At 59.4% G+C, this 17,277-nt stretch carries 28 protein-coding genes; 16 read left to right on the top strand and 12 right to left on the bottom strand.

Annotated elements, in window-relative coordinates; translation table 11 throughout:
* Positions 1-93 precede the first annotated feature (93 nt).
* The 3 genes from CHC01_RS02660 to CHC01_RS02670 all read left to right on the top strand — a co-directional run bounded on the left by CHC01_RS02660 (position 94) and on the right by CHC01_RS02670 (position 2,652).
* Positions 94-1,104 (top strand): Gfo/Idh/MocA family protein, encoded by a 1,011-nt coding sequence (locus tag CHC01_RS02660; protein WP_089262201.1) that lies wholly within the window; start codon positions 94-96, stop codon positions 1,102-1,104.
* 141 nt (positions 1,105-1,245) lie between these two features.
* Positions 1,246-1,971: a FadR/GntR family transcriptional regulator gene (locus tag CHC01_RS02665; RefSeq protein ID WP_089262203.1), complete on the top strand. Its 726-nt coding sequence runs from the start codon at positions 1,246-1,248 to the stop codon at positions 1,969-1,971.
* 279 nt (positions 1,972-2,250) lie between these two features.
* Positions 2,251-2,652, top strand: coding sequence for a hypothetical protein (locus CHC01_RS02670; RefSeq protein WP_089262205.1), 402 nt, complete (start codon positions 2,251-2,253; stop codon positions 2,650-2,652).
* A gap of 8 nt (positions 2,653-2,660) precedes the next feature.
* On the opposite strand, the gene CHC01_RS02675 is transcribed toward CHC01_RS02670, so the two are convergent.
* Both CHC01_RS02675 and CHC01_RS02680 read right to left on the bottom strand, forming a co-directional pair.
* Positions 2,661-2,840: a hypothetical protein gene (locus CHC01_RS02675; protein WP_089262207.1), complete on the bottom strand. Its 180-nt coding sequence runs from the start codon at positions 2,838-2,840 to the stop codon at positions 2,661-2,663.
* 22 nt (positions 2,841-2,862) lie between these two features.
* Positions 2,863-3,255 (bottom strand): hypothetical protein, encoded by a 393-nt coding sequence (locus CHC01_RS02680; protein ID WP_089262209.1) that lies wholly within the window; start codon positions 3,253-3,255, stop codon positions 2,863-2,865.
* A 142-nt stretch (positions 3,256-3,397) separates the two neighbouring features.
* Between CHC01_RS02680 and CHC01_RS02685 the strand changes: the two genes are divergently transcribed.
* From CHC01_RS02685 to CHC01_RS02740, 12 genes are all read left to right on the top strand, one after another.
* Positions 3,398-3,700, top strand: coding sequence for a hypothetical protein (locus CHC01_RS02685; protein ID WP_089262211.1), 303 nt, complete (start codon positions 3,398-3,400; stop codon positions 3,698-3,700).
* 101 nt (positions 3,701-3,801) lie between these two features.
* Entirely contained in the window at positions 3,802-3,981 is a 180-nt protein-coding gene (locus CHC01_RS02690; protein WP_089262213.1) for a hypothetical protein, read from the top strand.
* The gene (locus CHC01_RS02695; protein ID WP_089262215.1) at positions 3,982-4,257 is read left to right on the top strand and encodes a hypothetical protein; all 276 of its coding nucleotides are present in this window, start codon (positions 3,982-3,984) and stop codon (positions 4,255-4,257) included.
* 81 nt (positions 4,258-4,338) lie between these two features.
* Positions 4,339-4,896, top strand: a complete 558-nt coding sequence (locus CHC01_RS32210; RefSeq protein ID WP_089262217.1) for a hypothetical protein — start codon at positions 4,339-4,341, stop codon at positions 4,894-4,896.
* Positions 4,897-4,921: 25 nt separating this feature from the next.
* Entirely contained in the window at positions 4,922-5,182 is a 261-nt protein-coding gene (locus tag CHC01_RS02705) for a hypothetical protein (RefSeq protein ID WP_089262219.1), read from the top strand.
* Positions 5,183-5,355: 173 nt separating this feature from the next.
* The gene (locus tag CHC01_RS02710) at positions 5,356-5,586 is read left to right on the top strand and encodes a hypothetical protein (protein ID WP_089262221.1); all 231 of its coding nucleotides are present in this window, start codon (positions 5,356-5,358) and stop codon (positions 5,584-5,586) included.
* Positions 5,587-5,674: 88 nt separating this feature from the next.
* Positions 5,675-5,983, top strand: a complete 309-nt coding sequence (locus CHC01_RS02715) for a DUF2335 domain-containing protein (RefSeq protein WP_176454478.1) — start codon at positions 5,675-5,677, stop codon at positions 5,981-5,983.
* Between the two features lie 307 nt (positions 5,984-6,290).
* Complete coding sequence (locus tag CHC01_RS02720; RefSeq protein ID WP_141137024.1) at positions 6,291-6,569, top strand: hypothetical protein; 279 nt, start codon at positions 6,291-6,293, stop codon at positions 6,567-6,569.
* The gene (locus tag CHC01_RS02725; RefSeq protein WP_089262227.1) at positions 6,566-6,823 is read left to right on the top strand and encodes a helix-turn-helix domain-containing protein; all 258 of its coding nucleotides are present in this window, start codon (positions 6,566-6,568) and stop codon (positions 6,821-6,823) included. Before CHC01_RS02720 ends, CHC01_RS02725 begins: the two co-directional genes overlap by 4 nt.
* Before the next feature lie 54 nt (positions 6,824-6,877).
* Positions 6,878-7,171, top strand: coding sequence for a hypothetical protein (locus CHC01_RS02730; protein ID WP_176454479.1), 294 nt, complete (start codon positions 6,878-6,880; stop codon positions 7,169-7,171).
* On the top strand, positions 7,171-7,362 hold the full coding sequence (locus tag CHC01_RS02735; protein ID WP_089262228.1) for a hypothetical protein: 192 nt from the start codon (positions 7,171-7,173) through the stop codon (positions 7,360-7,362). The genes CHC01_RS02730 and CHC01_RS02735 overlap by 1 nt, the downstream gene beginning before the upstream one ends.
* A 763-nt stretch (positions 7,363-8,125) precedes the next feature.
* Complete coding sequence (locus CHC01_RS02740; RefSeq protein WP_089262230.1) at positions 8,126-8,323, top strand: hypothetical protein; 198 nt, start codon at positions 8,126-8,128, stop codon at positions 8,321-8,323.
* Positions 8,324-8,415: 92 nt separating this feature from the next.
* On the opposite strand, the gene CHC01_RS02745 is transcribed toward CHC01_RS02740, so the two are convergent.
* The 7 genes from CHC01_RS02745 to CHC01_RS02775 all read right to left on the bottom strand — a co-directional run bounded on the left by CHC01_RS02745 (position 8,416) and on the right by CHC01_RS02775 (position 12,095).
* Complete coding sequence (locus CHC01_RS02745) at positions 8,416-8,703, bottom strand: septal ring lytic transglycosylase RlpA family protein (RefSeq protein WP_210421656.1); 288 nt, start codon at positions 8,701-8,703, stop codon at positions 8,416-8,418.
* A 584-nt stretch (positions 8,704-9,287) separates the two neighbouring features.
* A complete protein-coding gene (locus tag CHC01_RS02750; protein ID WP_141137026.1) occupies positions 9,288-9,701 on the bottom strand; it encodes a hypothetical protein in 414 nt (137 codons plus the stop codon).
* A gap of 11 nt (positions 9,702-9,712) precedes the next feature.
* On the bottom strand, positions 9,713-10,057 hold the full coding sequence (locus tag CHC01_RS02755; RefSeq protein WP_176454480.1) for a hypothetical protein: 345 nt from the start codon (positions 10,055-10,057) through the stop codon (positions 9,713-9,715).
* Between the two features lie 48 nt (positions 10,058-10,105).
* The gene (locus CHC01_RS02760) at positions 10,106-10,333 is read right to left on the bottom strand and encodes a hypothetical protein (RefSeq protein ID WP_089262238.1); all 228 of its coding nucleotides are present in this window, start codon (positions 10,331-10,333) and stop codon (positions 10,106-10,108) included.
* Positions 10,330-10,584 carry a hypothetical protein gene (locus CHC01_RS02765; RefSeq protein ID WP_089262240.1) on the bottom strand — a complete coding sequence of 85 codons (255 nt, stop codon included), beginning with the start codon at positions 10,582-10,584 and terminating at the stop codon, positions 10,330-10,332. The genes CHC01_RS02760 and CHC01_RS02765 overlap by 4 nt, the downstream gene beginning before the upstream one ends.
* Positions 10,584-11,105, bottom strand: coding sequence for a hypothetical protein (locus CHC01_RS02770; RefSeq protein ID WP_089262242.1), 522 nt, complete (start codon positions 11,103-11,105; stop codon positions 10,584-10,586). Before CHC01_RS02770 ends, CHC01_RS02765 begins: the two co-directional genes overlap by 1 nt.
* Before the next feature lie 207 nt (positions 11,106-11,312).
* Positions 11,313-12,095, bottom strand: a complete 783-nt coding sequence (locus tag CHC01_RS02775) for an amidase (protein WP_176454481.1) — start codon at positions 12,093-12,095, stop codon at positions 11,313-11,315.
* A 445-nt stretch (positions 12,096-12,540) separates the two neighbouring features.
* Here CHC01_RS02775 and CHC01_RS02780 point away from each other — a divergent pair, with 445 nt between their 5' ends.
* Complete coding sequence (locus CHC01_RS02780) at positions 12,541-13,737, top strand: class I SAM-dependent methyltransferase (RefSeq protein WP_089262246.1); 1,197 nt, start codon at positions 12,541-12,543, stop codon at positions 13,735-13,737.
* Between the two features lie 86 nt (positions 13,738-13,823).
* On the opposite strand, the gene CHC01_RS02785 is transcribed toward CHC01_RS02780, so the two are convergent.
* Genes CHC01_RS02785 through CHC01_RS02795 form a run of 3 tightly spaced genes read right to left on the bottom strand, consistent with a single transcriptional unit; the run spans position 13,824 to position 17,274 of the window.
* The gene (locus CHC01_RS02785) at positions 13,824-14,948 is read right to left on the bottom strand and encodes a hypothetical protein (protein ID WP_089262248.1); all 1,125 of its coding nucleotides are present in this window, start codon (positions 14,946-14,948) and stop codon (positions 13,824-13,826) included.
* Complete coding sequence (locus CHC01_RS02790; RefSeq protein WP_089262250.1) at positions 14,948-15,685, bottom strand: hypothetical protein; 738 nt, start codon at positions 15,683-15,685, stop codon at positions 14,948-14,950. The genes CHC01_RS02785 and CHC01_RS02790 overlap by 1 nt, the downstream gene beginning before the upstream one ends.
* Positions 15,685-17,274, bottom strand: a complete 1,590-nt coding sequence (locus tag CHC01_RS02795; protein ID WP_089262252.1) for a hypothetical protein — start codon at positions 17,272-17,274, stop codon at positions 15,685-15,687. The genes CHC01_RS02790 and CHC01_RS02795 overlap by 1 nt, the downstream gene beginning before the upstream one ends.
* Positions 17,275-17,277 lie beyond the last annotated feature (3 nt).

Raw genomic sequence — 17,277 nt, forward strand, 5'->3', positions numbered from 1 at the left:
CTTGCTCGTTCGCATATCAATCTGTGACGTCATTACCGACCCTAAGAGCCGACAAGTCGGCGCCTTGAGAAGGTCGGCCATCGGGAGAGACGCATGCCAATTGGAGTCGGCCTGATTGGGCTAGGAATGGCGGTGAAGCCGCATATTCTTTCGTTGCTTGAATTGCAGGCGCAGGGACGGATTACGATCGTCGGCGGATTTGCGCCGTCAGCGGACCGGCGGTCAGCGTTTTCACAGCAGTGGGGCGTTCCGGTTTTCGATAGCCAAGAGGATTTGCTGTCGCGCTCGGATCTCGATCTCGTCCTGATACTGACACCCCCTGGAACGCATCTGGCGACCGTGCAGGCTGCAGCCGCAGCAGGAAAGCACATTCTGGTCGAGAAGCCCGTCGAGATATCGGTTGCCAGGGGTGAGGAACTCGCGGCCGTCACGGAGGCTGCCGGCGTGCGGTGCGGTGTGTGCCTGCAACATCGCTTTCGTCCTGCAGCACTACGCCTGAAGGCCGTGCTGCATCAGGGAGATCTGGGCGATATCTTGTCGGCGAGTGCATCGATCCGCTGGTGGCGTGATGACGCCTATTTCCGTCAACCGGGCCGCGGCATGAAGGCTCGCGATGGCGGCGGCGTATTGCTCACACAGGCCATCCATACGCTCGATCTGCTTCTGCATTTCGTGGGACCGCACAAGGACGTCGCCGGTTTTGCATCGACCTCACCGCTCCGAACGATCGATACTGAAGACGTGACGGCGGCGGCCGTGCGCTTCCAAAGCGGTGCCATCGGCGTACTCGATGCCACCAGCGTTGCGCGGCCCGGCTATCCGGAGCGTATCGAAATCGCTGGCACGCGCGGCTCGGCCTATCTCGAGACGTTCCAGTTGGTCATCCATCGCCACGAAGGCCCGCCAGAGACGGTCGGGACTGCGCAATCCGGCGGCGGTGGCGCCGATCCAATGGCGTTCGATCACGGCCCGCATCGAGGCGTGATCACCGAGATGCTGGATGCAATCGAACAGGGCCGCGAGCCGTACAATAGCGTGCGCTCCGCCCTTCACGTGCAGCGGCTGATCGAAGCCTGGCTGTCAGACGCCGCCGCCCGCGCCTGACCGACGCTCTCACGACCGCTCGCGCCCAAGCAGTTTGGCCAGCGCTGCAATCCCGGATTGTCAGCGGCAGTGCACCGACTTGTCAAAAAGATGTAATGTTGCCAAAGACTGGAGCATGTTCGGAGCAAGGACGGGGTGAACATGGGCTCAACGGTCAAACGGGACGACATTCCGGAGCGCCCGGCTGTGACGGGAAAGCTTAGCGACCGCGTCTACGACCATGTCCTCAGCCAGATCACGGTCGGAATCTATCCGGTCAATGCGCGGCTCCCTCCTGAGACACGCCTGGCAGATCAGCTTGGCGTTTCGCGCCCGGTTGTCCGTGAAGCACTGATGCGGCTGCGCGATGACGGCGTCGTCGCATCGCGGCAGGGCGCCGGTTCGTTCGTGATGCGACGTCCCGCGGCAGACGTTTACAACTACGCTCCCGTGGGAAGCATTGCCGATATCCAGCGCTGTTTCGTATTTCGGATCGGCATCGAAGGAGAAGCCGCCGCGCTTGCCGCGCGCGATCACGACCCGGAAGGTCTGCGCCGGATCCGCGACGCTATCGTGGCACTTGATCAAGTGATCGCAGATGCCGCGCTGGGCGTGGAGGAAGACATTGCGTTCCACCGTTCGGTCGCAGAGGCCACCGGCAATCGCTTCTTCGCCGCGACTCTCGCCGCGATCCAGTCTCAGGTGAGCGTGGGTATCACGCTCAATCGAAACCTCTCCTTGATCCAGCCTCGCGACCGACTTCTGCGTGGGCAAGAGGAGCACCGGGCCGTGTTCGATGCGATCGCCTCCAGAGATGAAGCCGGAGCTCGCGAAGCCATGCGGTCGCATATCGAGAATGCCCGCAAGCGCGTTTTTGAGGGCGGATAGCTGCGCGCCGCATGGCTCGCGCGCCCGGGGGTGGTTGTTCTCAGATGAAAATCGGGAGATTCTTGATCTGCGGCGGCGCCGCAAAATGACACTAAGTCATTGAAATCATGGTCGGAGTGGCAGGATTCGAACCTGCGACCCCTGCGTCCCGAACGCAGTGCATTAATCTCAAGGCATTGATCTTATTGACTTACCTTTCCAGTTCGGCACGTTTTGTTCACGGTCAGAATAGCCATTTCATTGCCAATTCGTTGCCCGCTTTCAGACTCAGAGATCTCGATGATTGCATGGTTGATCCGGCAAGAAGGTCGATGGGGTAGCCCTGCAGCCGCGGCGGCGATCATCTGCGCGGTGCTGGTCGGCCTGAGCCTAAGCGTCCTTCTACTGGGCCCCGCCGCGACTGTCGTTCTGGCTGCCGTCGTAGAAGTATGTGGCTGGTTGTGGTTGGATCCTCGCGAGCCCACCCCATTGAACCGCAGCGCGCAGCAACAGCTGGCGGAAAATCTTCAGCAAAACGCAGCCGGGTCCAGCCCTACGATGAGTCCTCGAATAGCCATCGCTTGTCTGATCTTGATTGTACTGATGGCCGGCTTCTTCGTGGCTGATACCTACACCTCATGCAGGCAAGAACACGGACCCGACTACAAGTGCTTTCCGGGCGGCCGACGGCTGGTCCGGTAGCTTCGGACTCAACCGCCCAGCGATACATCGACCATGTCGTTATGCATGATCGTCTGAGGCCCGCGGTTGTCCCATTTGATCACGACACCGCTCCAGGCGTTATTAGTAACGGTGCCGGCGTCGCCTACGTCGTTCTTCCAGTGGACGCGATCGCCGATTTTCAATTTTCTCGATTGGTCGCCGGTCATGGACACAGCCTTTCAATGAACGTCATTCTCGCTTCTTCTTAAACGGCACCACATGCCCTGGCCCCGGACGCTGGGGCGGCACTGGCTGTTTAGGCTTTGGCGGATCGTCAGGAAAGAATCGCTTCCAGCGATAGGCAGCGTATCCGTAGAAGTAGTCCCACCAGGACTCAGTGACGCTGGCGTCACCCCACGGCATAGGATCTGGCTCCCCACCGTCTGCATCCTCAGGGATCGCGATCGGAATTGGTATCGCCGGGCTCGTCCACATGATGCCGCCCGGGCCCATGCGCGTATATTCACAGTCGTCTGGCTCGGTGCATTCGTCGACGATGATGATGAGCTGATGAATATTGTCGGCGGAGAAGACCCCGACGAGATCGCGGGTCTCGATAATTCGAACGAGATAGGTTGGCATGCCATCTTACCGGCCCCGGTAAGGTCTCCCGTATGCTAACAGTAGCATGCGAGATCGCGTGCGTCACCTAAACGCAGATGACGAGATGCAAAAGGACTAACCTTGGCAAGCGGTTGATAATCGAAAAAACCGGGAGGATATAATGACAGACCCAACGACCGCACCTGCCTCGCCGCCTTACGAAGATGTCCCAAGCGCTCCCGTGGTTTACTTCGACGTCGTTGGTGCCAATGGCGTAATGAACGGTGCCGTTCAGGTCGAGCTTGCTCAAAGGATATTGGTGCCGGTAGCAGACAGTAACGACGTAAACGTCAAGTTCGCCACGAGTGGACGTTTGCGATGCAGCCCGGCGGCAGCCCAAGCCCTGATTAATGCCCTGCAGAACTCGCTTTCCATGTTGGAGCAACCTCAGCAGCCAGCTGCGGCAGCATCAAAATTGAATTAGGCAACGCATCCTCGATGACGCTCTCCCCGCCATCGGGTAAAATGCGGGATGTAAGCAGCTGACAGAATGCGGCGGGCGATTTCGGAAAGATGTGGTGAGGGATGCGAAACTGGAAAGACAATATCGATCTCGACTGGACGCTCCGCGATATCTACGCCAACCGGCTAAAGATGTCGCCGATCACGGAAGACCAATTGAGCGAGCTCCTGGAGATGGGTCTGGTCGAGATCGTGAACGACCAGGTCAAACTGACAGAAGCGGGATACCGGAAGATCAACTAAATGGGTACGTTCATCTTCACGCTCACGCCGGACGCGTCCGCATCCGCTGTCGAACGCGTCATTGCAGAGTTAGACGCCGCCTTTCCCCAACACGAGTTTCTTGCTGGAGACGCCGACATCGGCGGCTTCGATAACAGCATTCTCGCAGTGTACGGGAGCGCTGGCAGCGGTGATCTACCCGGCGAGACCATACTGCCAAACATGGCACAAGTTTCGGAAGTAAAAATGGTCTTCCGGCAGATTATTGAAGATCTAAAAGGTTGGAAGCCGTCCTAAGAGATGCCTTGACGATTGCTGGGGTTGCCCTCACCCGTAAGTTGCGCTTCGATCATTGTGGCTTGGGGGACGATTGCTGCGATGGAAATCTTTCTTGTTTGGTTGGTATTTGCGGTGCTCGTCGGCGTGGCGGCCAGCGCGCGGGGCCGGAGCGGCCTTGGATGGTTCATTCTTTCCGTAATACTTTCGCCATTGCTGGGCCTATTGTTCGTTCTGGTGCTTCCGAATTTGCGCCATGAGGATTTGCTGCGGACCCTAGCCGGGCCCCAAGGCCGTCGCGCTGGTCTGGGCGGAAAGTCGTCGACAGTGACGATCGACCGCGTAGCTGCCGGCGCCTTCAATCCAGACGGCGTCTATGCTGGAGTGCCATATGCGGTGCAAGCCAACGGCCGCATTGCTGCGATGATGCCAGGCGGGTTGGTCAATTTCCGCAGCGTCGAACAGTTTCGAGCGGCGGTTGACGGCGACACAGTGGTTGACGACGTTGATTTGGCATCCACCGCAGAACGCTTCCCCAACGAGGCTAACGGTTGGCGCTATCGCGTCGAAAAGAATGGAAAGGTGCATGCCTGGACGGCGGCCACGGGTGAGCGGTCATATCGGACTTGGCGCGAATTTTTCGATACGACCCAACGTTAAACGCTCGAACCACTGGAGCCTCGAAATGGACCCGATCGAAGCCCTCAAGCACGTCCGAACGCTCATCCGAGCAGCAGCTCAGATCGACGACGTTGATGCGATCCATCGAAATCTGAAGGAGGCCGAGGCTATCATCGCAAAGGTGCCGTCATCTGCTCGACCAGCGAAGACCATGCCTGCGTCCAAGAAGCCCGCTTCGCCGCTCGACAAGATTTTGGACGAGCCGAGGATCGGGCTCGGCAATGAGCAGGGCGCCAAACGGCAGGCCAAAAACCAAGGCGGCTAGGTTTTCCAAGGGAGGAACAGCGAGATTGGCCTTGATGTGCGTTCCGGGGATAACTATTGATTTTGTTCGGGTTTTCCCGCACTGCGCATAGCCTAAGTCACTGAAATGACACTTGATTTTTGGAACAAAATACGCAATAACTGTGTTGCCTGCGTATGAGAGTGAAAGATCCGATGACCCGCAACAGCAAATTTCGTCGATTGCTGACCCGATCGCAGACAGGGTTATTCGTCACCGGCTTCGTGCACGGGTTGGCGCAGATGGGGTCTTTTGCGTCCGCCGGACCGATCACCAGCTACCCCAAATCGAACTCCGCTGAAGCCATGAAAAACGATTGGCAGCGCGTGGGTGGCGATATGAAGCGCGGCATGACGAAGGTCCGCGGTGAAAAAGCCAAGGGCTAACCGGCAAGGGTCGGTTGAACGCCACCAGCCTCAACAGAATCAACACGAAGTCCAGCGGCAGATAGTGTCTGCCGGATGGAGCGGACCATTGCCGCCTCCCGCCGCGCTTGATGAATTCAATCGCATTGTGCCTGGAGGCGCCGAGCGCATCTTTGCTCAATTCGAGGCTGAGGGTGCCCACCGTCGCGAGATGGAGCGTCGCGAATCTAAATTCGTGGTGCGGGACGTGCATATCGGTCAGCTGTTGGCGGGCCTCTTCGCGCTCAGCGGGCTAGGTGTCTCCGCCTTGGCAATCTTCTTTGACCAGCCGTGGGCCGCTACGGTTATCGGTAGCGGAACAATAGCTCCGATCGTCTATGCATTTCTCCGGCAAACATGGACCAAACCGACCGAATGAGTGGTTTGCTCCCGCGCCCTGCACCCGAGCCTGAAATAGCCCGCCCTCACCCGGCGGGCTTTTTGCTGCGTGAGAGACACCATCGCACTGGGGCTTGGGCAAGAAGCCGCCCGGGTCCGGGCCGGGCGGCTTCTCTATGCGGTCACCAGTTCCCCAAGATCTCCAGTCCACCGCATGAGGCAAGGCTGGGATGATCTGGTTAACAAAAGGTTAACACTCTTACTCAAATTCCCGCGGCACGTAGCCGACGTTTAGAGAACATCGTCAAGTCTTGACCGCCGAGTTTGGAATCGGATCGAACGGCAGCATGAGCAAGCCGCCCGAAAAATACGTCCAAGCCCGCCCCTACGCCCAGCCTGACGCCGCAGCAGCCCGACTGCTTGAGATCGCCAAGACGCTCCGTATCGACGAAGGCCGCATGTCGGTCGGCGACTGGAACGGGAGCTTCCTGAAGGGCGGCGGCAATGTCGCCGAATACACGCTCGGCCGTGACAAGCTGATCGCCGATGGGGTCATCGTGATGCACGAGTGCGGCGGTTTCATCATGTGGAAGAGCCCCGATCATGGGATACTCTCTGAAGCATGAAAAAACCTCTGAGCCCTCGCAGTGCAAAGAAAGTCGACGTCGTCATTGGCCGACGTATCCGCGAAGCTCGCGTCGCCAAGAAGCTGAGCCAAGCGGACCTTGGGCAGGCAGCTGGCGTATCATTCCAGCAGATCCAAAAGTACGAGAAGGCCACGAACCGGATCAGCGCCAGCACGCTGTTCGCAATTTGTGAGGCGCTCGAAACCCCGATAGAAGGCATGTTCTCGGAGCCAGCTACCGCTCGCAGAAGATAGGAACAAATCGCCCTATCGCCGCTTGAATCCACCGTTCAGTTGCGGAGTTGCGTTGTGTCCTGGTCAACCCCGTTTCCAGATCCTATTGCCCTGCCCGACGGCGGTAAACTTGCGACCCTGCAGGATGCTGGCGAATATATCACCCGCCTGCCAAAGCAGACGCACGATGCACGACCGTGGCAAAACGCGATGCACGTCTTGATTCAAGCCGCCGAGTACGAGGGGCCGATCGAGTTCGCGCGGCTCGGTATGCTGCAAGCACTCTTCCCAAAAGGAACGCCTGTCTATCATTCAGTCGACAAGGATACACAGTGGCGCAACCGTACCAAGCTCGCGAGGGATCGGTGATGCGCGACATCGACATCATCAACAAGGCGATGGAAGACGCTCGGGCGGTGCTGCACACTTACATCAGACCGGGTCCGCGGGGCCCGCAATTCGTTCTTCAGCGCATGCTTGAGATACTGGACCACGAAGACGTGGTCGCCGCGCAGGAGCGCTTGCAGAAGGGCTATGGGGAATTGAGGTTGGTGAAATAAAAATCGCCGGCTGTCACTCAGGACGAGTCCGGCGATCGTGAACTAAAGTCTAGGTGAACGTTCCTGCGGCTGCTTATACCAATTTCGTGGAAGTCCAGCATTTGCAGGTCTACGCATTGAAATACCAAGTAGGTGGGCTTTGCACACCGTTGCCGCGAGCGTCCGTCCCAACTCTCGGGAAATGTCGTCCGGGGATTTGCTCCCGGCGAGAGCTTTTAACTTTTCAACATCATCATCTGTCCACGCCCGATATCCGTGCGGCATTTCCATCCTCCACGCCAACGCGACTTTCCCGGCAAGAAAATATTATGCACCGCAACACAGCGGTTCAATCATATTTTTCGTTTTGAGGTGGAGAGCGTATCGAACTGCGCAAAAAACCACTTTCGGGATGGTGGATCGGTTAGTCGCGCTGTGCCGGGTGCCTCGATGGCACTGACGAAGCCCCAACGAGAAGCGGTCGCAACAGCTGCTCGACTGAGAGCGATATCTCGAAGGTGCAAAGAGTATGCGAGGTTCGTCGGGTATCGATCAGTGTCCGATCAGCTAAATGCACTGGCGCTAAAATACCAGGAAAAAGCTCGGAGGGTCGAGGAACGCGCCGGACTGAAAAATCGGGCAATTCCCAAAATCCGCAATCGGTGATTATCTATACACCCGAGCAGGGCATTATTTTCAGCAAGTTGATAGTTGGGAAAGCTCGGTAAGGCGGCATTGTTTCGCAGTTCGATCCTCGTGCCTATTCCATAGCAAAGGATTATCCATGAAAAACGTGCTTACTGTTTGCGCCTTTTTATCAGCCGTCGTTGCGCTTTCCGCAAACGCTCAGGCCGCGCCGAAACAGCAGCGGACATACGAGGCCTGCACTCAAATGGCGGACCAACGGGGCTTTATGGCTGCCGAAAAATACGGCGGCCGCAAGCGCTTTGTGAATCGTTGTATGCGGGGCGCGCAGCAATAAGCCCAAAGCAGAAAACCGCCGGCATCCAATTGGACACCGGCGGCTAAGTCTTGGGCGGAAGCCCTCGGGCCTGGTGACGAGCCCGGCTCGAATTATTGGACGGTGACGCGCGCGATGCCGCCCATGCCGATTGCGTTGGCTGCTGCTCGAGACAGATCGACGCAACGTCCTTTGATAAACGGTCCACGGTCAGTGATCCGAACCCTCACCGATCGACCGTTGGCCTTGTTCGTCACCGTGACGTGGCTACCGAAGCGCCTGGTGCGGTGCGCGGCCGTCAATGCGTAGGTGTTGAACCGTTCGCCCGACGCCGTCCGGCGCCCGTGGTAGCCGTCACCCACGCCGTACTGGCTGGCGATGCAGGTTTCCTCCTTGGTCATGGTGACGTTGATCGAGACGACGCCTTCGAGAAAGTTCTGGGCAGAGGTCGGTGAAATGTAAAATGCGCACAGCAAAACGCACGCCGAGAACAGGCGGATCATTGAGTTTCCTTTGGTTGTGATGCTAGACGTCGATGGCCGGCGTGACCCCGGAAGGCACGCCAGGGCTTGGCCCGGCGCTCATGGATTCGGTTGAGCGTCGGGCCGTTTCATTTGCCAGGCCTGCTGGAACGAGAATCGTTATTGTCTCTTTTCCCGCCGGTCAGCATCTTTTGCAGAGGCTGTTGGCTGGCTCGGCGGTCTCCCTGTCCCCAACTCAACGCCGCCGAGCTCCCCATTAATACGTCGGGTCGTCGCGCGAGGTTGCCGGGTCCGTCATTTCGGGTACCGACATTGCAACCGTGCGGCACGGGGCCGCTTGATGTCAGATGTACACACAGGCGGCCCCACTATTCGCCGCCATGCGGATGCTGGCTGGAACGTTGTCGACCAGATTAGATTATTTGAAGAGCCGGATAGCCCGATCCTCCAAGGTCCAAGAACATCCGGTCAGGCCCGACGGCACCCCAATGACGTCGGGCCGTCTACTTCACAAGAAAGTTGATGTCCCGCGTGCCACCGGTGATCGGCCACAGCTTCTGCAGCGGGTTGCAGGTATAGGTCGACGCCGTGCGATATTTCGCGGGGCCAGGCTCGACGCCTTGAGGAACCTTGACCGGCTGAACGAAGCGGTCTTCGCCAAGCGGAAGGCCCGCGTTCACGTTCAGGTCTTCGAGCTCGTAGCGAGTGTTGAAGCGGTCGATAATGAAGCGGTCGATGGACACGGCGCACGACCGGTGTCGGCGCACAACATAATCGATCCTCAGTTCGCCGCCGGCTGCGACCACCGGCGTCACCGGCTCGGCCGCGATGATGATAGTCGGTATCTCGCGATCGATAACCCAGACCCCTGCCCCGCCGCCAATGACGGCCGCGAACAGGATCGCGAAGAAGAACACGAGCCGATATGTCACCGTGCCTTGAGCCATGCCGACACCTTTTCCCAAATGAGAACCATGCTGACGAAGACCCCGAAGAATGTAACCGCGCCCCACTTGCTGATCCGCCCGAGCAGTTGCAACGCCACGACTAGGCGGATTCCCTCCTGAAGATTGGCGACTTCCTCCGGCCGCGCCTCGGTCAGGAAGGTCAGCGTCTCGGGCTTGGTGTGCGACAGGAAATTCGTGAGCGCTTCAAACCGCGGATCGCCGAGGCGCCGTAGAAACTCCAGCCCGTCGGCGTTCATGTCGCCGATGATGTCTGCCAGGCTGAGCAGGTTCGCCACCCGCTGGTCGGTCAGCGTCGTCAGAAGCACGCGCTGCGGCTCGGTCAGGTCGACTGGCCTTGTGGTCATTTCCCGCCTTCACTTCTTTCTCCGACACGCTCGCGCGATGTCGCGATCGCCGATCGACTGAACGGCGATCTTGGCCAACGCGCTATTGGGAGCGGCCCGCAACTCGGTCGCCACCTGTTTTTGAAAGTCCTTCGACCATGTCCGAACCGGCGGACAGACGACGGCCGGCGCTGGCGTCGGCGTCGTGCAGGTCAGTTGGGCATAGATCAGCACCCACCCCGTGCAGGTGAACGTCATGCCGAGCCCTCCTCAAGCCGCGCGATGGCTTCATCCACCGTCTGCGGTGCGTTTTGAGAAGCTTCGAGCTCGCGCTCCGTCGCCTCACGGGCTTCGGTCTGCTGATCCCGCTCGGCCGTGACCCGGCCCAGGTCCTTGAGCGCCTGCTCGGTGCGCTGCTTTTCCAGCCACGTATTCAGCGAAGTACCGAAGGCGTTGAACAACGCCTCCAGGACCTTCAGCAGCGCGGCTCCTGCGAGCCCGCTGAACATCAGCCTGCCGAGACGGAGCTGACGGCGGCCGGGAGCGCCGCGTCACTGGCGCCCTCGCCGAGGTTCAGCCGAGCCCAGATCTTCTTGGCCAAGCCTTCGGGACCACCGGCCCACGACTGAAGCCAGCCCGGGGCGTTATCGACGGCATACTGCAGCGCCTTGGCGAGCACCTCGTTCCCGACTTCGACGGTCAGCGTTTTGTCCTTCACTGCACCCTGCACGGCGTTCAGGCCGTAGCCGATGGCGTTGTTCAGCAAGAGCTCGACCCGGGCATTGCCGAAGATCGCCACGATGTTCGCCGGCAGCTTCCGGAGCATCACCATCGCCACCGATGCCAGCAGCCAAGCGATCGCCTGCCCGGCCTGGGAGACGGTCGCGCCCCAAGCCCACGTCACCTTGGTGGTCTCGGAGATTGATTGAGCCACTGTTTCCGGCGCGGCACCGTCGGCGGCGAATGCCAGCATCGGAGCAGCCACGACAAAGAGGGCAGCCGCCAGGGCCGCCAGAACAAAGCGCTTCATAGTTTCACCTTTGAGGGTTTCAATTTGCTCGGAGGCCGCCGAGCGCGGTACGGACTGCGCTGGAAATCAGAAGAAAGCCGATGCGCAGAAAACTTGAACGGGCGATGATCGCGATTTACGGGGCAGTTTTGCTCGCCGGAATCTCTTTCGAAGCCATCGCGTCGATCATCAAATAAGCCGCGAGTCCGATGTTGTCGCGCGGCGGAATTAGGTCAGGGTGACGTATTTGGCAGCGACGTAATCGTCGCCGACGATTCTGAACCACGCGGTGTCGCCGTTCTTGGCCTCGCCTGTGATTTGGACCTTGTCGCCCTTGCGGAGCCGACGCGTTTCAGGCGATTTTCCGCTTGCTTCATCGCGCACGACGAGGAAATCGCTGGCGGCGACATTGACCACGCCGGTTCGGGTCTTGGGCACCGCCACCGGCGGTGGAACGTCGTCGTCATGATCGTGCTCGCCGCCGCCCAGCGCGATCATCTTCGCCTGAATGGCGGCAATCATCACATCCTTACTGACATGCTTGCCCGGACAGGTTTTGGTCGTCTTGGGATCGTCGCGATGGAAATGCAGGCCACGGACGCCCTTGACGAAGTTCTCGGGGCTGAGCCCAATCGCCAGATACAGGCAGGCCAAGCCCTCCGCGTATCGATCCTTTAACTCGTCGGTGAACGGTTCTGCATCGAAGTCACCCACGCACTCAACGCCCCACGAATTCGCATTGAACGAGACGGCGTGCACACCTCGCTTCTCGGGCAGTGAGAGAACGCAGAAATTGTCCGGCGTGAAAAAGAAATGCGGCCCAGCGCTCCAGCCCATCTCGCCGCCGTAATACCCGGCCAGATTCTTCATCCACTGCGCGTCGGTGATCGGCACCTTCCGGCTTCCGTGCGCGTAGGTTTTCCAGGTCGTCAAGCTGGGGCCGCCGGTGTGGTGCATGGTGATAAATTTTGGCGTCCAAGCACCGAATTTGATCGTGTCGAGATAGGCCATAAAGCCGTCGGCCGTGGGGAAGCATTTCCCGACGATAGGGATCGCGGACATGGGTCGTTCTCCAGTTATGTCAATGATTTCAGGCCACGACCACGGGTCCCCCCGCCACAAGGGCAGCGATGGTCATGGTGGTTCTCCGGTTATGGGAATTATTCGGCCGCGTAAGCCATCCGCGATGCGATGCGACGGCGCCACTTTGGGAACAGTGGGGCGTTGTGCTATCCCCACCCGATGGTAGAGGCCTTCCAAATCATATTGCTGCTGAGCATCGCCGCGATGCTTATCGCAGCGGCCGTGAGGTGGTTCAGCGAGATACGACACCGCCGCTACCATTCAAGGCTAAATCAGACGAAGCTCGACGAAGATTGACCGCTCGCAACAAGGAAAGGCGCCCGGAAGGGCGGCTGGGGCGGGCTTTTTTGACGTTTCAATCAGCGTATGATTGATGAAGAAACGCGACTTATCTCAGGAGAAAACGGTGCGACACGCCTCAGCTTCCTACTTGGCCGAACACTTGGTCGAACCGAAAACCTTCTTACCACTCACGGCCGATGGAGAACAACTAAGGTCAGCGTCGCGGGTAATCCCCTGGGTAAGCGGCGTACCTGTGTTTTCGAATTTGAACCCGTCAGAGCAATGGCAGGACGAGCTCAAACAGACCGCAGACTTTATGGCCAGCTACGTCGGATCTCCTAAGCAAACCGCCGCGGCTGCCTGGGTGACCCCATGGCTCAACGACGACATCATCGCGGATCAAGATAGAATAGTTTGCGTTGGCGGCTCATTCGTCGATGACATTCCTCATGTCACTAAGGGCCATAAATTCAATGTCGATCTTTTTGCACACGCATATATCAGCGTGCTCGAATCCGTAATCGCCGCTCAAGACACAACCTTTGTATCGTGTTGGGCGGAACATCTGCCCTTCGCTTCAAATAGTGTTGATGTTGTCTACTGCCGCAACGCTCTCGATCATTTCAGCAACCCTGTCGCAGCCGCTATTGAGATGCATCGTGTTCTCAAACCCGGAGGCCGCCTCTGCGTAGGCGTATATTACGATTCAAGCTTCGTGGACGCCCACGAAACTGGGATTGTCGACGACGAGTTTATGAAACGGGTGATTTATCCGCTTTTTTCACTTCGGCACCTTAATCGAAGCGTCGCTGATCCAACTGCTGCAGTCTTTAAAAACGTCACCACGAACTTTGTGTTCTTCGTAGCGGAGAAACAGCCGGTCTCCACACCTATCGAACCAAAGGCGGTTGAAGCGCACGGTGTTCTTACCGAAAACTTCAAGAACGCCCTTTATGCTCGTCAGATTCATCAAGGCGAACACGCAAAAGAACTTTACGCCGCGACACTGAAGCAGAAGCCGCTGCTCCTCACGGATGTTTGGCGGCAGCTTTTTTCCTGCCTCGACCTCTTGGCAATGACCGATCGAAGCGCTTTGGTCGCCGCAGGCAAGCAGATGCAGGACATAGGTATTGCCGTAAACTGGTCGCCTGTTGCCGACCTTGTCTTCGGCCACTACGGGCTGTCTGTTGAAAACCTTCCGGAAGAAACCGCTGTCCCAGTCAGATGCGATGGCTATTTTGATGAAGAGTTCTGGAGAGCTTTACTTACTGCCGTCCGAAGCAAGTAACGCCCCCTCAAGAGGGTCAAAGGCTACGACGGTCGAGCCACAATAGCGCGCTGCGTCGAGCGGCTGCTCGGCCTGCTTTAAGCACACTACTTGCTACAGAACTCGGTGATCACCAGCAGGCCGCTGCCGCCACTGCCACCCGTCCCGCCACCGCCGGCAGATGCCGAACCAGAGCCGCTACCGCCGCCTCCAAAGCCGGGAGCGCTATTCCCGTTTGAGGCCACCCCGACCGCGACAACAGCCGCGCCGCCTGCACCAAAATTGGACGACCCTCCTTGTCCTCCGGTGATCATCGGATAGACACCGATGCCGGGCAATCCCGGTTCGCCATGGACCAAAACGTCCCCCACGGTAGCAACGCCCCCCGAGCCGCCCTGAATCGCATAAATGCCCGCGCCCGCGCCCATCGTCGCGCCACCTCCGCCGCCACCGGCAGAGAGCAGCGAACCGAGTGAAGTAGAACCGCCCGTCGAGCCGTTAGCAGCGCCACTTCCTCCATTGCCGCCGTTGCCAACGGTCGCGGTTTGAGAGGCACCAATCTGTACCGCTGTGAGGAGACGACGGGCATATGAACCCGCCTGACCTCCGCCGCCGACAGTAATTTGGCTCGCACCTGGCCCCGGAACGCCAGCGCCGCCACCACCGCCTGCTATGCCCTCAGCAATCGCATAAAGCAGATTTGGGTCCGGTGTGTAGGTTTGTGCAATGCCGGTATAAACGAATTTCTGAACCCGGACGGCGCGCACTGTTCCGATGTTGACGCTGGCTTGGTCCTTTTGCGCTCCCGACAACGATTGAGCGCTGTCCGTTCCGACGCCGCCGACGTTCGCGAGGGCTTGGTTCTTTTGTGTCGCGTTGAATGACTGCGCCCGGTCGTTACGGATCATGGCGCGCGCGTCTGCTGCACCCCAGCCACACAGAACTGTCATTGTGCCGGACAGAGCCAGGTTCACCCCCGTCGAGGAATCCCGGAACGTAGTGCGAGAGATGCTGTTGGCACCGAGATTATAGGTACCCTCGATTTCCAGCCACTTCCCGCCTCCATAAACGGAGACCGGGATCAGATCGCCATCGGCAAACTTGGCCGAAAAGGCCGAATGATCGGTGTCGATGGCGCCGGACAGAAAGATATCGCCCATCCCAGCGCCACCGGTCGCACCGTAAGTTACAGCAGTTTCTGCAACGCGGCCGGCATATTTAAGGTCTGCCATTATAGCCTCTGTTCAATCGTGAGGGGTTTCGTCCATCGGTCGATGAACTGTTGCGACACTGGCGCGAGATCCGTCATCAGGCCCCAGATCGAATCCTGTTCGAGGTTCGCGCTGTCGGGGACCGGAATGAAAAGAACGTCATCGGTCAGACCGTTGATCCGATCTATATCGTCGGTGAAGCCGTTTGCCTCGGCATCGGAGAGGAATTCGAAACTGACCGCAAAGACCCGATACTTCTGGCGGCGGTTGATCCGCGTCTGCCCGCCCTCAGTTTTCTTGCGGTCGCTGGGATCGACCCGCTTGCGCGTCCAGCCCCAAGAGTAATTCACGCCGAAGGTTTCGAGCTGGCCGATGAACAGCCGGCCGGCAGCACAGACCGCATCGCCGGCGAGATCGACACGGACGTAACGCGCGCTGACCGAGCGCAGATTCGTGAGCGTCAGCAGCGCCTGGTCGATGGGCAGCACGCCGGTGTCGAAGACGTCGCCGGTGCCGGGATCTGCGGTTGAATATCGGATCCGGGCTGTCGCTGCGGTGAGCCCCATCAGCCGCACGCAATCGATCGCCTGCACAGAGCCGAGATCGGCAACAAACCATTCGGCATTGATGGTGCCCTGCCATTGCACGCCGATATGCGGATCCTGCAGCCGCGCGATCGGCGCCAGCAGGTTCTGCGACGACACCGACAGCGCCGCGATGTCGGCCTTGTTAACGTAGCCAATGCGCGCGTTTGCCATCAGCCGAACGCCTGAATGGTGGCGGCGTTGTCGCCGGCCTTGTGCTGGATCGACGTAATGATCATGTATCGCCCCAAAATGAGATCCCCGCGCGTGTGGCGAATCCAGTTCTGCTCGCCGACATTCATCAGCGCGACGTCGCGATCGGAAGCGCCGAAGCTGTAGAGGCCGCGCGAGGCGCGATACAGCGCCAGGCGCCGTGCCGCTTCCGCGTCAGCATCGGACTTGTCGCGGAAGTAAGCCGGCACCGGGTCAGGATCCTTGCCGAAGGGATGATCCACTTTGATCGCCGGCGCCGCGGCGGTCGCATAGCGATACTCGGCCGCGAGCCAGCTGCGCCTATCGTCGGTGACGACGCCGGCGACGTCGGTCTGCACCGTGTAGTTTCTGCCGTAGCCGACCAGCCATTTCGCCGGCGGCGGCCAGATGCCGTCCGGCAGCCGCTGCTTTTGCGGATTCGGATCGAAATTGTACTTGTCGAACCGCTTGGTCGGCGGCCCCATCGGCGCATCGACGCGACCGACATAGAACTTGCCTTCACGCCGGAAGCCGGCAAAGCCGCCGATCCCCACCATCAGCTTGCCGATCACGTCGGCAACGCTCACCGTATCGTTGTGGCTGACAAAGATGCCGACCGGCGCCGGCTGCTGCAGATCCAGCACCGTTAGCGACGGCAGATAGATGTCGGCGGGCACCCGCAGCGCCGTCGAGCGCTCGATCACCGCACGCACGATCGCCACGGTCGTCTCGGCGAATTGGCCGCCGGTGACATCGCCCTGCACGTCGGCTGTGATGGCGCCGGCCTGCAGATCGAGGAACGCTACACGGAAGTAACCGTCCGCCAGGCAGGTCGCATATTTGCTCGGCGGCACGGTCGCAGCCCGCAACGCCGCCACGGTCGGATAATCTTGATCGAGCGCCAGCGCCGCGCCCTTGTCATAGACGGCCGAGATCGCCTGCACGCGGCCGTCATGGACCTGAAACAGCAACTCGCCGGGGATAACCATCGCCGGCGTTAGGTTGCCCTCGCACCATCCGAAACACAGCGGTCGCGGCTTACCCGCCAGATCCGAATTGCCGTCGAGGCCGCCGGTGCCGGCATAGACATTGGCCTGCACCGGCACGTCGAATTTATAGCCGTTGTCTTCCGTCGAGATCTCGAAGCTGGCATCGTCGATGAACTCGCCCGACGACAGACCACGGAATACGATCGGCCACGACGTCTGCGGCGTTCCGACCTTGCCAAGCCGGACTTCGACCGGCTGGCCGTCCGTGGTGTAGCGCTGGGTCAGCACGTCGAAGCGCGCATCCATATTGTTGATCACGGTCGATCCACGGCCCGTGATGAAGCCGCCGAAGCCAGCCGCAGACGGCATCGACCAGGTGAAGTCCATCGGCTCATCAAGCACGCCCGAATAAGGCTGCGACGGCGGCGTGTCAGTTGCGTCGGTGATGAATTCTTCTGTCGCCACATAGATGCGATATTCGAGATCGATGCGGACACCGAAACCGAAAAAGATATTGATGGTGCTGCTGCCGCGCTTCTCATCGGAGAACGCGCGGCCGCCGAAGGGATGGCCCGAGAACATCGA

The organism is Tardiphaga sp. OK246 (assembly GCF_900188215.1).
GTDB classification, from domain to species: domain Bacteria; phylum Pseudomonadota; class Alphaproteobacteria; order Rhizobiales; family Xanthobacteraceae; genus Tardiphaga; species Tardiphaga robiniae.